This window comes from Halodesulfovibrio sp. MK-HDV (assembly GCF_009914765.1).
Lineage (GTDB): Bacteria > Desulfobacterota > Desulfovibrionia > Desulfovibrionales > Desulfovibrionaceae > Halodesulfovibrio.
The window spans coordinates 68,096-87,748 of sequence record NZ_WYDS01000015.1 but is presented as its reverse complement, the minus strand read 5'-3'; the positions used below and the strand labels follow the sequence as shown (position 1 = coordinate 87,748).

Genomic DNA, 19,653 nt, shown 5'->3' with positions numbered 1-19,653 from the left:
GCATTGCTCTCAGTCGTTGTTGCACTGATTGCAGTGATCATTTTTATGTGGTTCAAAAACCGCAAAAGCGCAAAATACGTCCCGCACGACTGGGTTTTGCATCCCTCTCATATTTCCAACACGTTGGGTATGGCACGCGACGAACACGAGAAGTTCGAAATCCAATTCCATTCCAAAAGCGAAAAACGCCGCTCTACCTCTTGCCTGCTGACAAATATTACTCCTGAAGCACTCACAATCGAGTGTAACGGACTTACAAATCTGCAAAGTTCGTGGGTAGGTAAGGATGTAGATTGTTATTTTCAGGTAAAAAAATCCAGCACCGGCAATACGTTTTTCATGTTCACAACACCAATTGCTGGAATTAGGGGCTATACAGACGGTACATCTGTGCTTACACTGAAGACTCCTAACAAACTGGAACAGCGACAAAAACGAGCTTCGCTGCGTATTTCGCCGCCGAGTCAGTATATAATGGGTCTTGCGGTGTGGTCTGCACCAGACAACATTTCTGCAAAAGGCACACTTGATATCCGCCAGTGGGGGCGCCCTGTACTGACGTATCTTCCTGAAAAAAATTACCAGATTACACTGGATAATATTTCCGCAGGCGGCATCAAAGTTCGCATACCACGAACTGAGGTGCGTAACTGCAATTTAGATTTTTCAATTGGGGACAAGCTCTTTTTACTGCTCGACATGTGGGACCCAGACACTGGCCAGCGTGTTCGATACTGGCTGTTATGCAGAGTACAGAATCCATTCATCGATTTTGTTACGCATGATGCCGAGCTTGGTATGCAGTTTCTCTACTTGGCACAACCGGATGCAAAAAATGCTGCGGAATTACGCTGGAACGAGGAGCCGATTGGCTCGGGACTGGACAGCATCGGTAACTGGGTAATGCGCAGGCATCTGGAGCTATACCGCGAAAAAGGTATCTAACCACCGCACTATCGTACAGAAAACGCATATGTTCGCATCCAATGCTTGCACAAGACGAAACTCATCGGTACAGTATACATAATGTATATTGCCCCATTTTATAGTAACTTTAAAAAGGAGACCCATCTTGGACGGAGGTTCTGAGAGTCGATTGTGGAACGTACTTGCAAATCTATTCAGTAAAACGACTGAAGAGGACGTTGAAAAAGCCATTATCGATGCCCGTGAGGAAGGCGAGCTTGAAGCCGAAGAAGGTTCCATGCTCCTCAATGTACTCTCACTTGATGAAACTCAGGTCCATGAGATAATGGTTCCTCGCACCGACATAGTCTGTGCAGAGACAACCACATCCATTGGCGACCTTGTTGAACTCATTGTTGAATCTGGACATTCACGAATTCCTTTGTACGAAGAAAACAGGGATAATATTGTTGGTCTTATCTACGCAAAAGACCTGCTTATTCACCTGCATGACCCTACCCTGCGTGACACTCCGCTTATAAGCTTTATGCGCAAGCCGTTTTTTGTTCCGGAAACCAAAATAGTAACAGATCTATTGCAGGAATTCCGTACCAGAAAGCAGCATATGGCTATCGCTGTGGACGAATACGGTGGAACATCCGGCCTTATCACTATTGAAGATATTCTCGAAGAGATTGTCGGTGAAATTGAGGACGAATACGACACCCCTAAACTTGAAGATATTCGCACCACAGAGGATGGGAACTACATTATCACAGGTCGTGCAGACCTTGATGATGTGAGTGAAGAACTTTCAATCACGCTTGAATCTGAGCAGGTGGAAACACTTGGCGGATTTTTGAGTGAACTTGCAGGGCATGTCCCGCAATCTGGTGAATCTTTCCACCTTTCTGGATACGACTTTACCATTGAAGATGCGGACGCCAAACAAATCCGACTTATTCGGACTGCAAAATCTGAGGGCTTGCCCGAAAAACACTAAGTCTTTGTTTGAATAAAACGTACACACCCTGCTTTGCAGGGTGTTTTCTTTTACTCTCGGCCATTTTTCCAGCTATGTAGTAACTATTCACTACAATTTGAGTTTCTTGACCGAAACACAAAAAAACGTCAGGGTGCAGCAATGCTTCAATTTGCCCCATTACTTGCCATGGGTACAGTAGGACTTGCTATTGGTTCTGCCAATACTATCTACCAGTTACCCCCTCTTGTCTTGCTCTATCCAGCCTGTTTGTACCTTATCGGACTACAGGCAGAATCTAGCTCAGTCGCATTTCGAAGAGGTTTGCTAACAGGTACCGCAGCGTTTACCGCCTGCCTGTACTGGATTGCCGTCCCTTTTGCAGAACAAACTGCCATGCCTTGGTATCTCGCCATAAGCGGGCCTGTTGGTGTTTCGTTTGTAATGGGTCTTTACGGCGCGGCTTTTTCATGGCTCTGCTATAAATTTTTGCGAAAAGCCTCCCCGCTATATGTAGGGATAACCACTTTTTTTGTCTGGGGTACGCTAGAACTGGGACGCGGAGTTATCCTCAGCGGCTTCTCATGGGCGTCACTCGCAGCAGCATTTGCTGACTGGCCTGCATTTGTTCAGCCTGTAAGTATTCTGGGTGCAGAAGGCTATTCCGCCCTGCTCGCAGCACTCGCCTGTTATGTTACAGCAGCTTTGATCACAAGTTCCGTCAAGCATTCCGTCACTGCACTTGTGGCTCTGGCACTACTTTTTACGAGCAGCTACTATTCATGGATGCAGCCTGCGGATGCTACTGCCAACATAGAAATTGCTATGGTTCAGGGCAATGTCGATCAGGGTGCAAAGTGGGATAAACGTTACATGCGCGGCACGGTTGAACGCTATGTAACCTTGAGCGAACAAGTACTCAGCCACCCTGTTGATCTGGTCATCTGGCCAGAAACCTCTATGCCGTTCTATCTGCAAAGCAGCCGAAAATACTTACCAATGGTACGAAGCCTTGCCATTGCAAGTAAAGCACCGTATCTCATCGGCACTCCCGGCTTTGCCAGGGGAACAGAGGGACGCAAATACGATATTTTCAACAGAGCATATTTAGTAGATTCCGAAGGCCTCATGCTTTCGTGGTATGACAAAATACATCTTGTTCCGTTCGGTGAATATATCCCATTTTATATACCTTTTGCTGACGAACTCCTTCAGGGCACAGGCGCTTTTGTACCGGGCACCGTGTATCAGCCTATTTCTGTTGGAAATCTTGCAATAGGTGTACTGATTTGTTATGAAGCTACATTCACTGAGCTTGCACAGGCCAGCGTTGAAAACGGTGCGAATTTATTGGTTAATATTAGCAATGACGCATGGTTTGGAAAAACGGCCGCACCGAAGCAGCATCTGGATATGACTATCCTGCGGGCTGTGGAACAAGGTCGGTACGTTGCCCGTGCAACAAATACTGGCATTACCGCTATCATTGATCCAAAAGGGAACATTACAACCAAAGGGAAATCTTTCCGTGCGGATGTTATTTTTGGATCAGTTGGAACACGAACCGGCTTTACATTCTATCATCGGTTCTTCTCGTTAATCCGCGCACTCCTTATTGGCGGAGCTATAGCAGTATTGGCCTATTCAATTTATATAAATAAAAAGAAAGAAATATAACATGCTTCAATTAGCAGATTTAAGAACTAAGAGTAACGCTTTAACCGAACAGTTCAACTCCTTATGGAGGAGGCTTTGACCTAAAAGGCAGTAAAGACCGCCTTGATGAAATCGAAAAACAGCTCTCAAGCCCCGGTGCATGGGATAATCCAGAAAAGTTGACACCTGTATTGCAGGAAAAAAGTCAGCTAGAGTCATTAATTGACCGTCTGGAAACACTTATGCAGGTTAAAGAAGATGTAGCGGAATGGCTTGCGCTGGCTGAAGAAGATCAAAGCACTGAAGTATTGGATACGCTGCATGCGCAATCCACACTTCTTGGAGAACTGTTAGAGCAGACTGAACTTAATCTGCTGCTGAGCGCACCGGAAGACCAGAACGACGCAATTCTGGAAATTCATCCCGGTGCAGGCGGCACAGAAGCTCAAGATTGGGCTAAAATGCTTCTTCGCATGTATGCGCGTTGGGCAGACAGACATAAATTTAAAGTCGAATACCTCGACTTACTCGATGGCGATGAAGCGGGCATTAAAAGTGTTACGCTGCGTATAAAGGGTGACAACGCTTACGGATTCCTTAAAGGGGAAAAAGGTATCCACAGGCTTATACGTATTTCGCCGTTCGATTCCTCAGGACGAAGGCACACTTCGTTTGCATCCATTGATATTATTCCAGATGCCGGTAAAGGCATTACTGTAGATCTTAAAGAGAGCGATCTGCGAATTGACGTGTTCCGTTCCAGCGGCCCTGGCGGCCAGAGCGTTAACACGACAAGTTCTGCTGTACGTATTACGCATGTCCCGACAGGCGTAACCGCACAATGTCAGAACGAAAAATCGCAGCACGCAAACAAAGATACTGCAATGCAAATTCTTAAATCCAGATTGTATGAAATTGAACTGCGTAAAGTGCAAGACGAACGTCAGGCAGAATACGCAGGAAAATTGGATATAAGTTTTGGTAGTCAAATACGTACATATACGCTTCAGCCATACCGTCTTGTGAAAGATCACAGGACAAACTCGGAGATCGGGGATGTTGATTCGGTTTTAGATGGAAAACTGGACCAGTTCCTACGTGATTTCCTGCTTTATCTACATGCAGAAAAGACTACATAATTTACGCCCAGAGGGGCTAGAGAACCTGACAGCCGAACTGGACACGCTGCGTCAGCTTATTTTGACGCACGCACACTCCACCCCGACACCGCAAGCTGATCAGCAACTAGCGCTTACGCGACTCATCCCTGGCCTGACTATGGATAGTTGGAATGCCCTGTCCGAAAGGTACGGTTTTTCCGAATGGCTCGCGCTCGATTTAGATAATTCAACCTATTTCAATCTTGCGAACCTGCAAAAGGTTATCGATGACCTTACACATAAGTCAGAACGTGACCCTTTAACTGGACTGTATAATAAGCAAGCCTTTGAGAATAAACTCACAATGGAATTGCAAAGGGTTGAACGCAGTAACGGTCAGCTAAGCCTAGCTATGATTGACCTCGATAACTTTAAAAACATCAATGACACCTATGGTCATAGCTGCGGCGATGAAGTCATCAGAACACTTGCTGATCTGTTGGACGCATCAACTCGCGGATATGACCATGCGGCACGCGTAGGTGGCGAGGAATTTGCACTCCTATTGCCAGGTGCCGGCCCCATCAGAGCAAAAGCTATGCTGGACAGGCTATGTTCGTTATTCGCTGATACCTTCATAAAGTGCAAGGATGCCAGTGTGCAGTGCACTTTCTCTGCTGGTGTTGCCTCTCTGAAAGGACGCAGCAAAGCAAGTGGGCAAGACCTTTTTGAGGTGGCAGACAAGGCTCTGTACCAGGCAAAAAATGCCGGTAAGAACCAAGTACGCGTCACCCGTCAGCTCATTGAGTTCGAATATGACCGCTCCACCATGGTGCATTCTAACGAAAAACAATTCCTTTTTTCTGGATCTAAATAAGGCAGTTACCCAGTATGAAAGCCAATAATACTCTCACAATTTCTATTCTAAGCGGCAAGGGCGGCGTTGGGAAAACCAACATCGCTTTAAACCTTGGCTACTGCATGTACAGGGGCGGCTTCCCTGTTATGCTGATGGACTGTGATTTGGGTCTTGCCAACCTTGATGTTCTGCTTGGTGTTACACCGGACACGAACATGCAGAGTTTGTTAGACACTGATACTCCCGCTGATGAAGTCGCTTTCCCTATCGAACCCGACGGATTTGATTTTTTACCAGCTGCATCCGGTGTGCCAGAACTCGTAGAAATGGATAGTGACCTGCGAAACTTACTCTTCCAGCGTCTTAATCCACTTTTTAGCAGTTATGAATATCTGTTAATGGACCTTGGTGCAGGCATTACCCCTACAGTACTTGCCTTTGCAGCAATGGCACGGATACGTGTTGTAGTTGTAACACCAGAGCCGACGTCTCTTACAGATAGTTATGCGCTTATGAAAGTTCTCTCTACGCAACACAACGTAAAGGACTTTTACATCATTGTGAACCAGGCTGAAGATAAAACTGAAGAAACAAGCACTTACAATAGACTTGCAACAGCCTGTGAACGTTTCCTCGGCTTTACTCCTGAGTTCCTCGGCGGTATTTGTCAGGACAAAATGGTGCCTGAATCTGTCCGAAAACAAACTCCTTTAATGAAACATGCTCCTAACAGTCGCGCTGCAAAAGACATCTTCGCTATTGCAGTTAAGTTACAGAAAATCAAAAAGAGCATGTTAGATGACATTTCTAAATCAATTTTTACAGAAAGTATGAGTGATATCAGCAATTAATTCTTGAATAATTAAACAGTTTGCGGCATAATGAATGATATCACACAGCTAGAAAGCACATACTTACATAAACATAAATCCAGAACATCTACGCTGTATTGTACAGTGGGAGTTGAGAATGAACAAAAGCGAACTGATTAAAACTTTGTCCGAAGAGAATAACATTGCTATTGAAGAAGCAACCATGATGGTTAACGTCTTCGTAGATAACATGAAAGATGCACTTGCTGATGGCAACCGTGTTGAAATTCGTGGCTTCGGCAGCTTTAAAATGAAAGAGTACGAAGGCTACACCGGCCGCAACCCAAAAACCGGTGAAGTTGTAACAGTACACCCTAAGCATCTTCCGTTCTTCCGCGCAGGCAAAGAACTTAAAGAGTTTTTAAACAGCTAGTCTGTTTTATATATCTCTGTGAAAGCGCAGGCTTCGGCCTGCGCTTTTCTTTTGCCCTATGAACAGCGTTTACGACATGTAAAAACCATTCTTCTATATCTCCTCATCACTTTCCACGTTTAAGCCTTTAAAAAGCCTTTGAGGCTCCACCTCTCCCTCCTCAACCTGCACATTCAGCAAGAAAATGACTCCGCCTTCTCCATAGATGATTCTCCCTTCTTTAGCCTAAGAGAATAAGTAGCCAAAACAGAAAAAGCGAATACTACAAGTACGGCTCTTGATAATTGGTTAGAGGCTTTGATTAATATGTGTATGTGATAAAACATTTTTCATCTCTAGCGGGTAACGGGTTGACCTTCTCCCTTTTGTACAGCAGAATCATAGGGAGTAGATAAACGAAGGAACTTGATGTTGCACACCATCGGGCAACCTTCCACACACTATATTGATTTGATGATGAAAGTTTTTTCATCCATTTTTTTGCACCTGTATTTGCTTTACCGGTACGAAAAATCATACGTAATGTTTTTAGTTTGGGTGACGCGGTAGACACGGGCACGTTCTGCCGGCACCAGGAGTTCACATGAATCCTACTATGGATCACGTAGCTATTTTTAAAATGCAGGGCTGCGGCAATGACTTTGTGTTCATTGACAATCGGGAATACAACGTGCCTGTTTCGCATATGAGTGAGTGGGCTCAAAAAATCTGCCGCCGCGCATTTGGCGTTGGCGCAGACGGCCTAGTTTTCTTAGAAGAATCAGACGACACCACTCTTGACTACCGCTGGCATTTTTACAATGCAGACGGTTCCCGAGCAGAGATGTGCGGCAACGCATCGCGTTGTGCTGCCAAGCTTGCAGTCCAGATCGGCCTTGCTGGTCCTGTTCACACCTTTGGAACAGACGCAGGTCCAATTCGCGCAGAATTTTGCGACGATGGTGAGATCAAAGTTGAACTCACCCCGCCTTTAGGACTAGAATTAAACAAACCAATTACTCTGAAAGACGGTGACAACGAAATCCATTTCGTTAACACCGGTGTTCCGCATGCTGTATACATTGCAGAAGATGCATCTGCGCTTAACGTAAAAGAGCTTGGTGCTCTTGTTCGTTACCATGATGTGTTTTCCCCTGCTGGTACTAATGCGAACTTTATGAGTGTTATTGACCGCGAAAACGTACATCTTCGCACGTACGAACGCGGCGTTGAAGATGAAACTTTTGCCTGCGGTACTGGTGCTGTAGCTGGCGTTGTTGTAGCAAACGCCCTTGGGCTGACCGGCACTAATGTACGTGTAAAGTCTTCCGGCGGAGAAATCCTGAGCATATCCATTGAAGGCAAGAGCGTTTTCTTAAAGGGTAAAGCGCTTGTTATTTACTCCGGCAGTGCTGTGCTTGAATCACTCGGACTTACGTTAGACTAACACTACAAACCCGCTGCGGGCAGCACTTTGCCCACATGAGGAGGCTATATGAATTTTTCCGGAGCCTATACTGCACTGGTTACTCCATTTCAAGATGGCAAAATTGACGAAGACCGCTTTCGTGCACACATTGAATGGCAGATTACTGAAGGCATCCACGGTTTAGTACCGTGCGGCACCACTGGCGAATCTGCGACTCTTACCCATGATGAGCACAAAGAAGCCATCCGAATCTGTGTAGATCAGGCAAACAAGCGCGTGCCGGTTCTCGCCGGTGCCGGTTCCAACAACACAAAAGAGGCTGTCCACCTCACCCAGTTTGCTAAAGAAGCAGGTGCGGACGGCGTTCTTCTCATAAGCCCTTACTACAACAAACCGACTCAGGAAGGCATTTACCAGCACTTCAAATATATTGCTGACACAATCAGCATGCCTATGGTGCTCTATAATGTTCCGGGTAGAACCGGCAGCAACATTATGCCTTCAACTGTTGCGCGTTTGCATAAAGATATTCCTCAGATCGTTGGTATCAAAGAAGCTACTGGCAACCTTATTCAGGTTTCTGACCTCATTGAACAGTGCGGCGCTTCCCTTAACGTGCTCTCCGGCGATGACTTCACCCTGCTGCCACTTCTCTCAATTGGTGGTGCCGGTGTTATCTCCGTAGTGTCCAACCTTCTGCCTAACAAAATGGCAAGTCTATGCAACGCATGGAACGAAGGCGACATTTCGACAGCACGTAAACTGCATTTTGAAATGCAGCCACTGAACAGAGCTATGTTTATGGAGTCTAACCCTATTCCAGTTAAAACTGCACTTGCTTTGCAGGGCAAAATGGATACAGATTTCAGACTGCCTATGGTGCCACTTGCTGACGAAAACTTAAAAAAACTTAAAGCGGTTCTGGTGGACTCCGGTCTGCTGTAAAACGTAACGTCATAGTATATATGTAAAGCCCGCAACTGCGGGCTTTACTCATTTAATAAGGCATCAATTCTATCTCAGGGGGTTGCACAATCGCGCCTCACAAGGTATTACACAATATCAAAAATGACGGCTGTACTCATATCAACCCTAGCAATACCAATACGATATGAACAAAAAAGTTTTACCACTCGAACGCCCGTGGCTGGACAACTACGATCCGGACGTACCGGCGAATCTGAAGTACAAGAATGTCTCCATTCCGAGCTTTCTTGACGATGCGGCGGAAAAAACGCCGAAACGTAACGCAGTAGTATTTAAAAACTACAAGCTTACATACAAAAAGCTACACACACTGGCAGAACGCTTTGCAGCGAACCTGCGAGAACAAGGTGTTAAGCCCGGTGATCGCGTATCTATCATGATGCCAAACTTGCCACAGACCATGATCGCACTTTGGGGAGTGCTTAAGGCTGGCGGCATAGTTGTTATGACCAACCCTCTCTATATGGAGAAGGAACTGGTTCATCAAATTCATGATTGCGGCGCAAAGCACATGATCACGCTTGACCTTGTGTGGCCTAAAATCGCAAAACTGCGCAAAAAACTTCCTATCGAGAAGTACTTTGTAACGCGTATTTCTGATGCGCTTAGTTTTCCGCTGAACACTGTTTATACACTTAAAAACAAGTGGCAGAAAACGCACATCGATATTCCGTATGACAATAAATCCGTACTTCCGTGGAAAACACTTTTCGCATCTAAAGAACAATTAAGTGTCCCTGTTAAGGACCCTAAAAACTCCGTTGCTCTGTTACAGTATACAGGCGGCACCACTGGTATTGCCAAAGGTGTAATGCTTTCTCACGCCAACCTTACAGCTAACGTTGAGCAGTGTAATGCCATGCTGGCAGCCATCTCCGAAGAACATCATACGTTCCTCGGACTACTTCCGTATTTCCACGTTTTTGGTCTTACGGTTAGCATGCTGTTCCCATGCGTCATTGGTGCTACTGTTATTCCTTTCCCTCGATACGTGCCTAAAGACGTTCTCGACGGAATTCAAAAATACAAACCGACCATCTTTCCGGGTGCGCCGTCTGTATACATTTCACTTATGCAACAAAAAAGTCTTCCTAAGTATGACTTAAGTTGCATCAAGTACTGTATTTCCGGTTCATCCCCGATGCCGGTTGAACAGATGAGACAGTTCAAAAAAATTACCGGCTCCAAGCTGCTCGAAGGTTTCGGCCTTACAGAAGCCTCTCCGGTAACACATTTGAACCCGCTCATGGGTGTTTCTAAAAACGGCTCCATTGGTCTGCCGTTTCCAGACACAGAGGCGCGTATTGTTGATATGGAAGTGGGCAGTGTTCCGCTCCCTACCGGCAAGATAGGCGAGCTTGTTATCCGTGGCCCTCAGGTTATGATGGGTTACTGGAACCGTCCGGATGAAACAGCTTCTACGCTGCGTAACGGCTGGTTGTACACTGGCGACATCGCCACAATGGATGAAGAAGGGTATTTCTACATTGTCGATCGTAAGAAAGACATGATCATAGTTGCCGGATACAACGTGTACCCACGCGAAATTGATGAAGTACTCTACGAGCATCCAAAAGTGCAGGAAGCTGTCACTGTCGGTGTTCCGCACAAAACCCGTGGTGAGATCATCAAGGTTTTCATTGTGCCTAAAGTCGGCGAAGAGCTATCTAAATCGGAAATTCTTTCCCACTGTCGTGAAAAGCTTGCGAACTACAAAGTTCCTAAGCAAGTAGAGTTCCGTGAAGAACTACCGAAAACTATTGTCGGCAAAGTTCTGCGCCGTGCGCTGCGCACAGAAGAAGAGCAGAAACAAGAAAGCAAAAAAGCTGCGGCTAAAGCTAAATGTGAATGCGTTGAAACTGACAAGGAACAGGGACAGCCTGAACCTGTCACGTCTCAGAAAGCTACATCTGAAGAAGCTCAAGCTGAAGCTACTATTCAACAAGAGCAGATGATTCACGCAGAAGTGACATCAGATGAAGCCGAGGCTGTATCTACCGCCACAACTGAACCTGCTGTTGAAGCGACTGCTGAAACCAAGACTGTACAGTAACTATGAAATTACTATTACAACGAGTAAAAAACGGAGCCGTCCATATTGACGGAGCCTCTGTTGCTTCCATAGATACCGGCCTCGTTGTCCTTGTCGGCTTTGGCGAACAGGACACTGAGGACATGCCGTCTAAAGCAGTATGGAACACCATGCTGCAAAAAATGATTGGCTTACGCATCTTCTCTGATGAACAAGGGAAAATGAACCTGAGTCTCAAAGACACAGGTAACAGCTTGATCTTAGTTCCTCAGTTTACTCTCTACGCAGACTGCAAACGGGGGCGTAGACCATCGTTCACATCTGCATGTCCTCCTGCTATTGCAAGCAAACTGTTCGACACCTTTGTGGAACAATGCAAAGCAGAACTTCCGGATCTAGTACAATGCGGTGTATTCGGAGCAGAAATGGATGTATCGCTTACCAACTGGGGGCCAGTCACCATTATGCTTTCGTCTGACGACGTTGCATAGCAAAGCACAAACAAATCCCCAAAAGGCTGAGTAGCTACCTACTCAGCCTTTTTCTATGTCCAGCCCTTAAGTAACACTTACCCAACACCATGCGCGTGCCACATATTACACAGGCAACTACCCCAAAGCATTGCAGCAACCCGTTGTTTTTTGGGCATTATTCACTTTTTTGAGTCAATCCTTAAATTGCAGTTACTTACTTTTTATATTAGAAAACACACGTGTCTATAAGGTAAAGGCGAAACAAACCGATATGGTTCACATTGGGAATACTACAGGTACTGCGGCTGTTTCGTGCCACAGCACCTGTACCGCTTCTACACTGGCATCAAGAATCGAGAACTATATGAATCCAGCTAACACGTTCAGATTAGGCTCTGCCTTAGTGCTGCTATACAAGAATGACCTGACACACGAGTTATGTCAGCCTCTTAAAGAGCACTTTGAAACCCTTGTAGCAGTACAAGACTATCAACACGTTGTAGTGGATTTATCTGACATGGGTGCCATTGACGAGTCCGGTCTACATCTGCTTGTGCACTTAAACTCGCGCGTGCGCGGCCACGGGAAAACATTGTACCTACTTTCCCCTCCGCGGCATTTCCTTGAACTACTGCAAAAAAAACAACTGTTACGTTTTTTTAATCTTTTTCGGAATGAGGACGATATGCTTTCCAGTCTTCCTCTCTAGTGGGATGCTTTCGTATGACATACTATTTACGCCACCACTTCGATCCCTTTTTCAATCACACAAAGCTCTCACCAGCTGCCGTATCTCGCGGTCGTGTCGATCACCATTGCCTTGGATACGTACAGAACGTTATTTCCGGTCAGATTATTGCCGAGTTCGTACCAACACCGGAAAACACTGAATTTCTTGATCCACAATTTATTTTTGATTCACCCGTACTTCCTGCAGGGCCTAATACGGTAGTGAACCCAGAAAACAGCCAACAACTTCTTGCCGCACAAAACGGATATGTTTTTTACCACGAAGATCTCATTTCAGTTAAAAAACTGTTGAATATTCATGGTGATGTAAACTTCAGCACAGGGAACGTTATCTACGTAAACGATCTTTGTGTTCACGGAACAGTGCGCACGGGTTTTGAGCTGCAGGCACGTAATATTCTGGCAAAAGATATTGTGGAAGGTGCAACAATTCGTACGTTAGATGCGTTCACTGCAGAAAGAGGGATTAAGGGCGCTAAATCCTGTGTCATCGATGCAGGCAGCAATATTCGAGCTGGTTTCTGTGAAAATTGCGACCTGCAGGCAGGTAACGACATTTATATTGAAGGGTCATCTCTTCACACAAAAATGTCACTAAACGGCTCACTTATCGTCAAAGACAGGCTACAAGGCGGTAAGATTTACGCCAACAACATGGTATATGTTGGCGAACAGCTTGGTGGCGGCATCAACACACCTACGTCCATCATAATGGGCTATCCTCCGGCTCTAATGAGAAAGCTTGAGTGCATTGAGGATAAGATAGAAACGGTTGATGAAACCATTAAGCAGCTACTGAAGACCAGCGCTAAAAGTGAACTTCATCGTACTGAAACCCGTGAGAAACTCGAATTTGAAGAGAAACGAATGGGGTCACTACGCAGAGAACAGCGGCGCATTATGAAATTAATGAAAAAAAAACGCAAACTCAGAACTTTGCCGTGTCATCGTGCCGGGTACAATCCGCCCAGGAGTGGATATCAGTATCGGCGGGCACTACACAAAAATTAACGATTATCTGGAAAATGTAGCTATCAGTTTACGAGACGGTGAACTACGCTTTACATCACCAGCAATTATTAAGAAGTAATTACATGGACATAGCAACAATTATCGGCCTATTCGGCGCATTAGCACTTATCGTCGGTGCTATCGCTGTCGGTGGCAGTCCTGCAGGTTTTATCGACGTACCTTCAATGCTCGTTGTATTTGGTGGTACCATTGCTGTAGCTTTCATCATGTTCCCGCTCGGCACTGTGCTGGGCTCAATGAAAGTAGGCATGAAGGCTTTTTTCTCTAAGCCTCCAGACCCTATGGATTCTATCGACATCGTTATCGACCTTGCAGAACGGGCACGTAAAGAAAGCCTTGTTTCGCTTGAAAAAGTCAGTATCGACAATGAATTTTTAAAACGCGGTGTTCTCCTTGTTGCGGATGGTACAGAAGAGTCGCTTATCCGCTCCGTTATGGAGATCGACGTAGATATCATGAAGAAGCGTCACCGCACTGGTCAGGAAGTATTCAAAGGTATGGGCAACATGGCTCCGGCATTCGGCATGATCGGTACACTCATCGGTCTGGTACGAATGCTTCAGGCGCTTGATGACCCGTCTTCTATTGGACCTGCTATGGCGGTTGCGCTGCTTACAACTTTTTATGGCGCAATTTTGGCTAACTGCATATTCCTCCCGCTGGCGAAAAAGCTGGAAGAACGCTCCAATGAAGAAGCCATGAACATGGAACTGATGACTGAAGGTGTGCTTTCCATTTTAAATGGCGAACACCCGAATATCGTAAGAGAGAAACTAAACTCCTTCCTTCCGCCGTCAAAACGTCAGGAACGATAGTATGGCTGATTCTCGAAAACGCGGTGGGGGGGAACCACCAGCAGAAGAAGGGCTACCACTTTGGATGGCTACTTTTGCAGACCTTGTGACACTGCTCCTTTGCTTCTTCGTTCTTTTGCTCTCGTTTGCACAGCAGGATGCTAATAAGTTTAAAACACTTGCTGGCTCTGTTAAGAATGCATTCGGTATTCAGGTAAAACGACAAAAGGCAAACTTTGCAGCATTTTCACCAGAAAAATTTGAACGCTCAGACGTTAAGCTTAAAAAAGAAGACCAGATGATTTTGGGGATGTTGCTTGAAATTAAAAGCTATATGCTCGAAGACCCATCTCTACACAAAGTGGCAACAGTAACAGCGGATAATAAAGGGCTTATTCTCCGTATTCCAGTAACAAACTTTTTTGGACCCGCTTCTGCTAGTCTGAAACCGGGAAGTGAAAAGCTACTGGATGGCGCTATCAACATTTTGAAACAACACACCGTTAATATGGTGGTCCGCGGGCATACTTCCAATACAGTGGAAGAGACAGAAGCATACCCGACAAATTGGGAGCTTTCCTCAGCCCGTGCTGCGGCTTTATTACGTGCGGTCATGGCACGTTCCGAGCTTCCAGCATCACGTCTGAAGGCTGTTGGTTATGCAGATTCACGTCCGTTATTGCCAAACACTACAAGAGAAAATAAAAAGCTTAATAACAGGATGGAGTTCTACATTCACCGTCCTCAAGACAAAAGCTGGTAAACTAACTCTACTGACTTACTTCAAGTCAACTCGATGCAGATTTACAAACATAAAGGCGACTTCCTCGAAGTCGCCTTTTTTACTGCACGAGTCTTCAGATTACAGTAAGCACATCTTGCCAATAATAAGCCGCGGCACGTAAGTCTAAAGTTACCTATCGGCAATTTTTTCCCACAACATAGAACGTCAATACACTGACATCACTATCTATTTTTATGGAACGCTTCTTGCTTTTTATCACAGCAAGGAGTCCCATGATGCAAATTTCGCCTACTGCATATCTAGCCAAACAGGTTAGTAGAATTACGACGAACAGTTCCGCAGGAACTGATTTCGACGCTATCTTTGACACCGTTCAAAAGAACAGTGCTAAGTATCGTGACAACTACACTCAGGCTAAAGAGAAAGTAAGACAGTCGGTCAACGACGAAGTCGCCTCGATCAAAAAACTTCCTATCAGTGCAGACGATTTTAGCGCTATTGAAAAGAAGCTTGAAAAAGCTGGAGTTCAAAAAGAAACGCTTGAACGTTTACAAGAACAGGCCGAAGATCAGTCCCTTACATGGGATAGCCTTTTCGGTATTCTTGAACAGACTGCAAAGTTTGAATTCAAGCCCGAGGTCGACACGCTCTCTCCTGATGCGCAGAATCGTATTTCATCTTTCTTGCAGCAAGCCGGAGTTGACCCAACTCAGACACACGACATTCTCAAAGATCTTCAGGCAGGTAAAACTGATAAAGCCTGGAACAGTATCTCTGATATATTGAAGAACGCAGACGGCACTACTGAGCTAGCCATTACCGAGGAAGAGTTACTTGCTCTTGGTAAAGGGCTTCAGCTCGACAGCAATACGCTTGCCAAGCTTAAAGGCATGGTCACCGGCCCTAACAGCACAATGAACAGCACTGATTTAAAACAGCTTGCTGCCCTACTTGATTCTTCTATAGATGCGCAGAGCGCCACAGGCGAAAAACTACTTGAAGAGATTAAGCAGCAGCTAAATCCTCTGATAGCAAAGGCCATTGAAAATAGTGATAAGGCTTCTTCAGGTATCCATGCCACAAAAGAAGAAAGTGCCGCACAAATTTTACGGGCTGATCAGGCGACTGAAAAAAGTCTCGGCTTCATGCAAAGTGTCAACAGCAAAGAAAGCACAACGCAGGCACAGCCTACAGCAAATACTGCTGATACGCAGAACGGACAGGCTACCGCCACTGCTGCTGCAGTTGCAGGCGCTGCTGGTGCAGGGTCAGCTGGTTCCGATGCAGACTCCTCACCGAACAGCAACCAGAACGGCACTGGCAACACATGGATGAATTTCTTTAATAATATTGTAGTGGCAGATCCTGGCTCCTTAGGACAATCCACTACGGCAACAATGACTGATCTTCTTAATCAAAACGTTTCTATGAAGCAGACAAATGCAACGATTCTGGAGCAGATTCAGAACGGAGTATTCAGATCCCTTCGTAGTGGCGTCAGTCAACTCTCTTTGAAAATTGATGCTGCCGATCTCGGACCATTAACAGTGTTGGTATCAACTAAAAATGGCGAAGTTGCCGCAAGCATCCGTACAGAAAATCCTGAAGCTGCCAAAGCAGTACAAGAAAACATGCATACCCTTCGTGCTTCTCTGGAAGCACATGGATTAAAAGTTGAAAAGTTGGATGTACAGAGTGGCACTCAGAACCACCTTAATGATCAAGGGTGGAATGACGCAGAACAGCACAATGCGCAACAGGAAGCACAGCAGCGCTTCATGGCTAAACAGCAGTTCCGCCAGCTCAAAGATACAAAAGAAGATCTGATCAACGGCAACACTCTTGAACAGCAATCAGCAAGCTCGCAAAGTGGGCTGTATCTTGTTGCCTAGCAATACGACAAAGCAAAAAACGGCAGACTGCAAAGTCTGCCGTTTTTTTGTTTAAATACGATAGGGTCAGATTAGCCGTACGCAATATACAATCAATCCTCTCAATACAAGCCTGCACACTATCTTTATCTGTCAACCCAGTCGGCATTTTCTCCATTCTAAAGCGATTATGACAGAGCACAGATCATCACCAACAGGTACTTTATTACCATCTCCCCACAACTATTTCCACTTCTGCCACCCTGCAAATTCTGCCAGCTTACTAGAATATATAGGCTCACTGTCCAAATTATAAGGAAAGAATGACCTAAATTCTTTATTAAGAACGACTTAATTTTTCTTTATAAAACATTAACACACTGTTTAGATTGATTTTTTTTTAACTTGGCACCTCCATTGCTATTTATCTAGCAGTACAACATGGAGGTTATACAATATGTCTTTAGTTATTAATCACAATTTGATGGCAATGAACGCAACCCGCAACCTGAACGACTCTTACGGTAAACTCGCAACATCTACCCGTAGACTCTCTTCAGGACTTCGCGTTGGCACCGCAGCTGACGATGCTGCTGGCCTCGCAATGCGCGAGCTGATGCGTGCAGATATTAAAACCCTTGGTCAGGGCCTGCGCAACGCAAACGACGGTATCTCAATGATCCAAACTGCTGATGGTGGCCTTGGCGTTATCGATGCCAAACTCATCCGCATGAAAGAACTTGCCGAACAGGCAGCTACCGGTACTTACACCGACGTTCAGCGTAAAATGATCAACCAAGAATATCAACTCATGGCTAAAGAAATCACACGTATCGCGCAAGATACTGATTTCAACAGCAGAAAATTACTCGCTGGTTCCGGTCAGGACATTGAAGTGGAAAATAGTGTCGCTTCAAGCACTCGGACGCAAGACGCTATAAAAGTTAATGAAGATGGCAATACCGAAACTTGGAGTAAAGAAGGCGCAGCTACCCTAGAGTCACTTACTGCAATTGATCCTTTATTTGGTGCTAACACAACTGATGCAAATAGAATTACAACCTTTGCCATGCCAGCTCCTGCAGTTGATGACAAAGCTTTCACATACACATCCGGTTCAGGTATTGCTAAAGTAGTTAATACGGTTGACCAAGCTGCTACAGATGTAGCAACAGTGAACATGAAAACAGGTGAACTTCTTAGCGGGTTTACTGATATAAAGGCAGGCATCTCAGCTGCAAACGGAACCTATACGGATGCCACTGGTACTGTTACAGCTGAATCACTTAACGCTGATGGTACATGGACACCGATCACTGCTACCACGACTACAGCAGCAAGCGCTACTATCCGCCTCACAATTGAGAAAGCCGATGGATCAGTCATCTCTGACACCTTCTCTGGCAGCTCCGGTGCGTTTACGGTTTCGAAGGTTGCGAATGGTTTTACTATTGAAACCGTAGCAGATTCTACAACAGGAATTAAAATTGAGTCTGGTTTCCGCGCTGCAAAAACTTTTGATCACACAACAAAGACTGGCGTTTCTGTTACCAACACAGCACTATCCTATGCTGAAGGATTTTCTGCTGGATCTGCTACTTCTACAGCCGATTTTACACATGATGCTAAAACAGGTGAAATCAACAACGCAGAAAGAGTTAATTCCTCTGCAACAAGCAGCTACGGGGATGTTAGAACCCCTGTTCAAGATTACACCATTGAAGCTTACAACGAGACTACAAATACTTGGGAAAAGTTATCTCTTGGAAATACCACTGGAGACACTCTGAACATTTCAGGGTCTGTTAAAGAATTCCGCATCATTGCTGAATACAGCGACAACCAGATGGTTCGTGATACATTCTCTAATAACACTGGCGGCGCATTTACCATAACCAAGACTCAGTATGGTATGGATCTAGGAATGACTACTGGTGCGACTGCTCAGACATCTTCCACCCAGTTGAACGTTAAATCTGAAGATCTTGTTGTTGTAAACGTACACTTCGGCTCCGGTAGCCAGTCAACCGACAGCTACGATACTTACATCAACATGGCGACTGCTAGGTCCCTTGGTGTTGGTGAAGAAGCAGGCGACAACATCGAAACTCAGGACAATGCTAAAAAAGCATTGGACAATCTGACTATCGCTATTCGCAGAAAAGACGAGATTCGTGCAGAAATTGGTTCCACTCAGAACCGTCTCGCTGCAACCATCGAAAACGTATCTATTCAGAAAGAAAACTTGCAGGCTTCTGAGTCCCGTATCTCTGATGTGGACGTAGCAACAGAAATGACTGAATTCAACAAAACTCAGATCATGACAAACGCTGCAGTATCCATGCTCGCGCAGGCTAACTCCCTGCCGAAAATGGCTCAGAAACTCCTCGACGCACGCTAATAGGGAACGTCCCCTTAATACATATAAAAGCCGAGGAAATTTTCCTCGGCTTTTTTTTCAACGATTTTGCAGTCGTTTTTTTAGACGTATCGTCACTGCTGTTAGATAGCTTTGTAGGACATTGAGGTTATACAATATGTCTTTAGCCATTGGCCACAATAGGCTGGTAATAATCAAGAGACAGCCTTAATCAGAGTTACAGCGATCTGGGCACATCGACTGAACGCCTTTCTTCCGGCCTTCGTGTTGGAACAGCACCAGATGACGCCGCTGGCCTTGCCATTCGCGAACTTATACGTGGTTGATTGTAAAACTCTTGGTCAAAAATTACGTAACGCGAATGACGGCATATCCATGTCCCAGACAGCAGACGGGGCTCTTTCCATTCCTCTACCCTGCAAATTTTTCCAAC

The 19,653-nt window shown here is 45.4% G+C and carries 17 protein-coding genes and 2 pseudogenes; all 19 read left to right on the top strand.

The window, feature by feature from the left end; translation table 11 throughout:
• Positions 1 to 129 precede the first annotated feature (129 nt).
• Positions 130 to 945 (top strand): PilZ domain-containing protein, encoded by an 816-nt coding sequence (locus MKHDV_RS12530; protein ID WP_160715788.1) that lies wholly within the window; start codon positions 130 to 132, stop codon positions 943 to 945.
• A 127-nt stretch (positions 946 to 1,072) separates the two neighbouring features.
• A complete protein-coding gene (locus MKHDV_RS12525; RefSeq protein WP_160715786.1) occupies positions 1,073 to 1,909 on the top strand; it encodes a hemolysin family protein in 837 nt (278 codons plus the stop codon).
• Positions 1,910 to 2,050: 141 nt separating this feature from the next.
• Positions 2,051 to 3,565 carry an apolipoprotein N-acyltransferase gene (gene lnt, locus MKHDV_RS12520; RefSeq protein ID WP_160715784.1) on the top strand — a complete coding sequence of 505 codons (1,515 nt, stop codon included), beginning with the start codon at positions 2,051 to 2,053 and terminating at the stop codon, positions 3,563 to 3,565.
• A 1-nt stretch (position 3,566) separates the two neighbouring features.
• Positions 3,567 to 4,683, top strand: a protein-coding gene (prfB, locus tag MKHDV_RS12515) for a peptide chain release factor 2 (protein ID WP_174239241.1) whose coding sequence is annotated in 2 segments (ribosomal slippage) — positions 3,567 to 3,641 and positions 3,643 to 4,683 — 1,116 coding nt in all. Because the reading frame shifts where the segments join, the coding sequence is not laid out codon by codon here.
• Entirely contained in the window at positions 4,664 to 5,521 is an 858-nt protein-coding gene (locus tag MKHDV_RS12510) for a GGDEF domain-containing protein (protein WP_160715782.1), read from the top strand. Before prfB ends, MKHDV_RS12510 begins: the two co-directional genes overlap by 20 nt.
• Before the next feature lie 14 nt (positions 5,522 to 5,535).
• Entirely contained in the window at positions 5,536 to 6,354 is an 819-nt protein-coding gene (locus tag MKHDV_RS12505) for a MinD/ParA family protein (RefSeq protein WP_160715780.1), read from the top strand.
• 97 nt (positions 6,355 to 6,451) lie between these two features.
• Positions 6,452 to 6,748: an HU family DNA-binding protein gene (locus tag MKHDV_RS12500; protein ID WP_256370010.1), complete on the top strand. Its 297-nt coding sequence runs from the start codon at positions 6,452 to 6,454 to the stop codon at positions 6,746 to 6,748.
• A 583-nt stretch (positions 6,749 to 7,331) separates the two neighbouring features.
• Positions 7,332 to 8,174 carry a diaminopimelate epimerase gene (gene dapF / locus MKHDV_RS12495; RefSeq protein ID WP_160715776.1) on the top strand — a complete coding sequence of 281 codons (843 nt, stop codon included), beginning with the start codon at positions 7,332 to 7,334 and terminating at the stop codon, positions 8,172 to 8,174.
• A gap of 48 nt (positions 8,175 to 8,222) precedes the next feature.
• Complete coding sequence (dapA, locus tag MKHDV_RS12490; protein ID WP_160715774.1) at positions 8,223 to 9,101, top strand: 4-hydroxy-tetrahydrodipicolinate synthase; 879 nt, start codon at positions 8,223 to 8,225, stop codon at positions 9,099 to 9,101.
• Positions 9,102 to 9,267: 166 nt separating this feature from the next.
• Positions 9,268 to 11,196, top strand: a complete 1,929-nt coding sequence (locus tag MKHDV_RS12485) for a long-chain fatty acid--CoA ligase (protein WP_160715772.1) — start codon at positions 9,268 to 9,270, stop codon at positions 11,194 to 11,196.
• 2 nt (positions 11,197 to 11,198) lie between these two features.
• Entirely contained in the window at positions 11,199 to 11,666 is a 468-nt protein-coding gene (gene dtd / locus MKHDV_RS12480) for a D-aminoacyl-tRNA deacylase (RefSeq protein WP_160715770.1), read from the top strand.
• 346 nt (positions 11,667 to 12,012) lie between these two features.
• Positions 12,013 to 12,357, top strand: coding sequence for an STAS domain-containing protein (locus MKHDV_RS12475; protein WP_216846922.1), 345 nt, complete (start codon positions 12,013 to 12,015; stop codon positions 12,355 to 12,357).
• 14 nt (positions 12,358 to 12,371) lie between these two features.
• A complete protein-coding gene (locus MKHDV_RS12470) occupies positions 12,372 to 13,409 on the top strand; it encodes a FapA family protein (protein WP_160715766.1) in 1,038 nt (345 codons plus the stop codon).
• A gap of 83 nt (positions 13,410 to 13,492) precedes the next feature.
• The gene (locus MKHDV_RS12465) at positions 13,493 to 14,245 is read left to right on the top strand and encodes a motility protein A (protein ID WP_160715764.1); all 753 of its coding nucleotides are present in this window, start codon (positions 13,493 to 13,495) and stop codon (positions 14,243 to 14,245) included.
• 1 nt (position 14,246) lies between these two features.
• The gene (locus MKHDV_RS12460; RefSeq protein WP_160715762.1) at positions 14,247 to 14,987 is read left to right on the top strand and encodes a flagellar motor protein MotB; all 741 of its coding nucleotides are present in this window, start codon (positions 14,247 to 14,249) and stop codon (positions 14,985 to 14,987) included.
• A gap of 254 nt (positions 14,988 to 15,241) precedes the next feature.
• Positions 15,242 to 16,861 (top strand): flagellar hook-length control protein FliK, encoded by a 1,620-nt coding sequence (locus MKHDV_RS12455; protein WP_160715760.1) that lies wholly within the window; start codon positions 15,242 to 15,244, stop codon positions 16,859 to 16,861.
• A 436-nt stretch (positions 16,862 to 17,297) separates the two neighbouring features.
• Positions 17,298 to 17,718, top strand: a pseudogene (locus MKHDV_RS18725) (flagellin); the annotation flags it as partial.
• A gap of 191 nt (positions 17,719 to 17,909) precedes the next feature.
• Complete coding sequence (locus MKHDV_RS19240; protein WP_371416030.1) at positions 17,910 to 19,241, top strand: flagellin; 1,332 nt, start codon at positions 17,910 to 17,912, stop codon at positions 19,239 to 19,241.
• A 136-nt stretch (positions 19,242 to 19,377) separates the two neighbouring features.
• Positions 19,378 to 19,628 (top strand): annotated as a pseudogene (locus tag MKHDV_RS12445) (flagellin); the annotation flags it as partial.
• Positions 19,629 to 19,653: the final 25 nt, after the last annotated feature.

Bases quoted from the DNA above. Each gene is read 5' to 3' on its own strand.
- MKHDV_RS12530 (WP_160715788.1), top strand. From the start codon at position 130: ATGGCACGCGACGAACACGAGAAGTTCGAAATCCAATTCCATTCCAAA.
- lnt (WP_160715784.1), top strand. From the start codon at position 2,051: ATGCTTCAATTTGCCCCATTACTTGCCATGGGTACAGTAGGACTTGCT.
- MKHDV_RS12510 (WP_160715782.1), top strand. From the start codon at position 4,664: ATGCAGAAAAGACTACATAATTTACGCCCAGAGGGGCTAGAGAACCTG.
- MKHDV_RS12505 (WP_160715780.1), top strand. From the start codon at position 5,536: ATGAAAGCCAATAATACTCTCACAATTTCTATTCTAAGCGGCAAGGGC.
- dapF (WP_160715776.1), top strand. From the start codon at position 7,332: ATGAATCCTACTATGGATCACGTAGCTATTTTTAAAATGCAGGGCTGC.
- dapA (WP_160715774.1), top strand. From the start codon at position 8,223: ATGAATTTTTCCGGAGCCTATACTGCACTGGTTACTCCATTTCAAGAT.
- MKHDV_RS12485 (WP_160715772.1), top strand. From the start codon at position 9,268: ATGAACAAAAAAGTTTTACCACTCGAACGCCCGTGGCTGGACAACTAC.
- dtd (WP_160715770.1), top strand. From the start codon at position 11,199: ATGAAATTACTATTACAACGAGTAAAAAACGGAGCCGTCCATATTGAC.
- MKHDV_RS12475 (WP_216846922.1), top strand. From the start codon at position 12,013: ATGAATCCAGCTAACACGTTCAGATTAGGCTCTGCCTTAGTGCTGCTA.
- MKHDV_RS12470 (WP_160715766.1), top strand. From the start codon at position 12,372: ATGACATACTATTTACGCCACCACTTCGATCCCTTTTTCAATCACACA.
- MKHDV_RS12465 (WP_160715764.1), top strand. From the start codon at position 13,493: ATGGACATAGCAACAATTATCGGCCTATTCGGCGCATTAGCACTTATC.
- MKHDV_RS12460 (WP_160715762.1), top strand. From the start codon at position 14,247: ATGGCTGATTCTCGAAAACGCGGTGGGGGGGAACCACCAGCAGAAGAA.
- MKHDV_RS12455 (WP_160715760.1), top strand. From the start codon at position 15,242: ATGATGCAAATTTCGCCTACTGCATATCTAGCCAAACAGGTTAGTAGA.
- MKHDV_RS19240 (WP_371416030.1), top strand. From the start codon at position 17,910: ATGCCAGCTCCTGCAGTTGATGACAAAGCTTTCACATACACATCCGGT.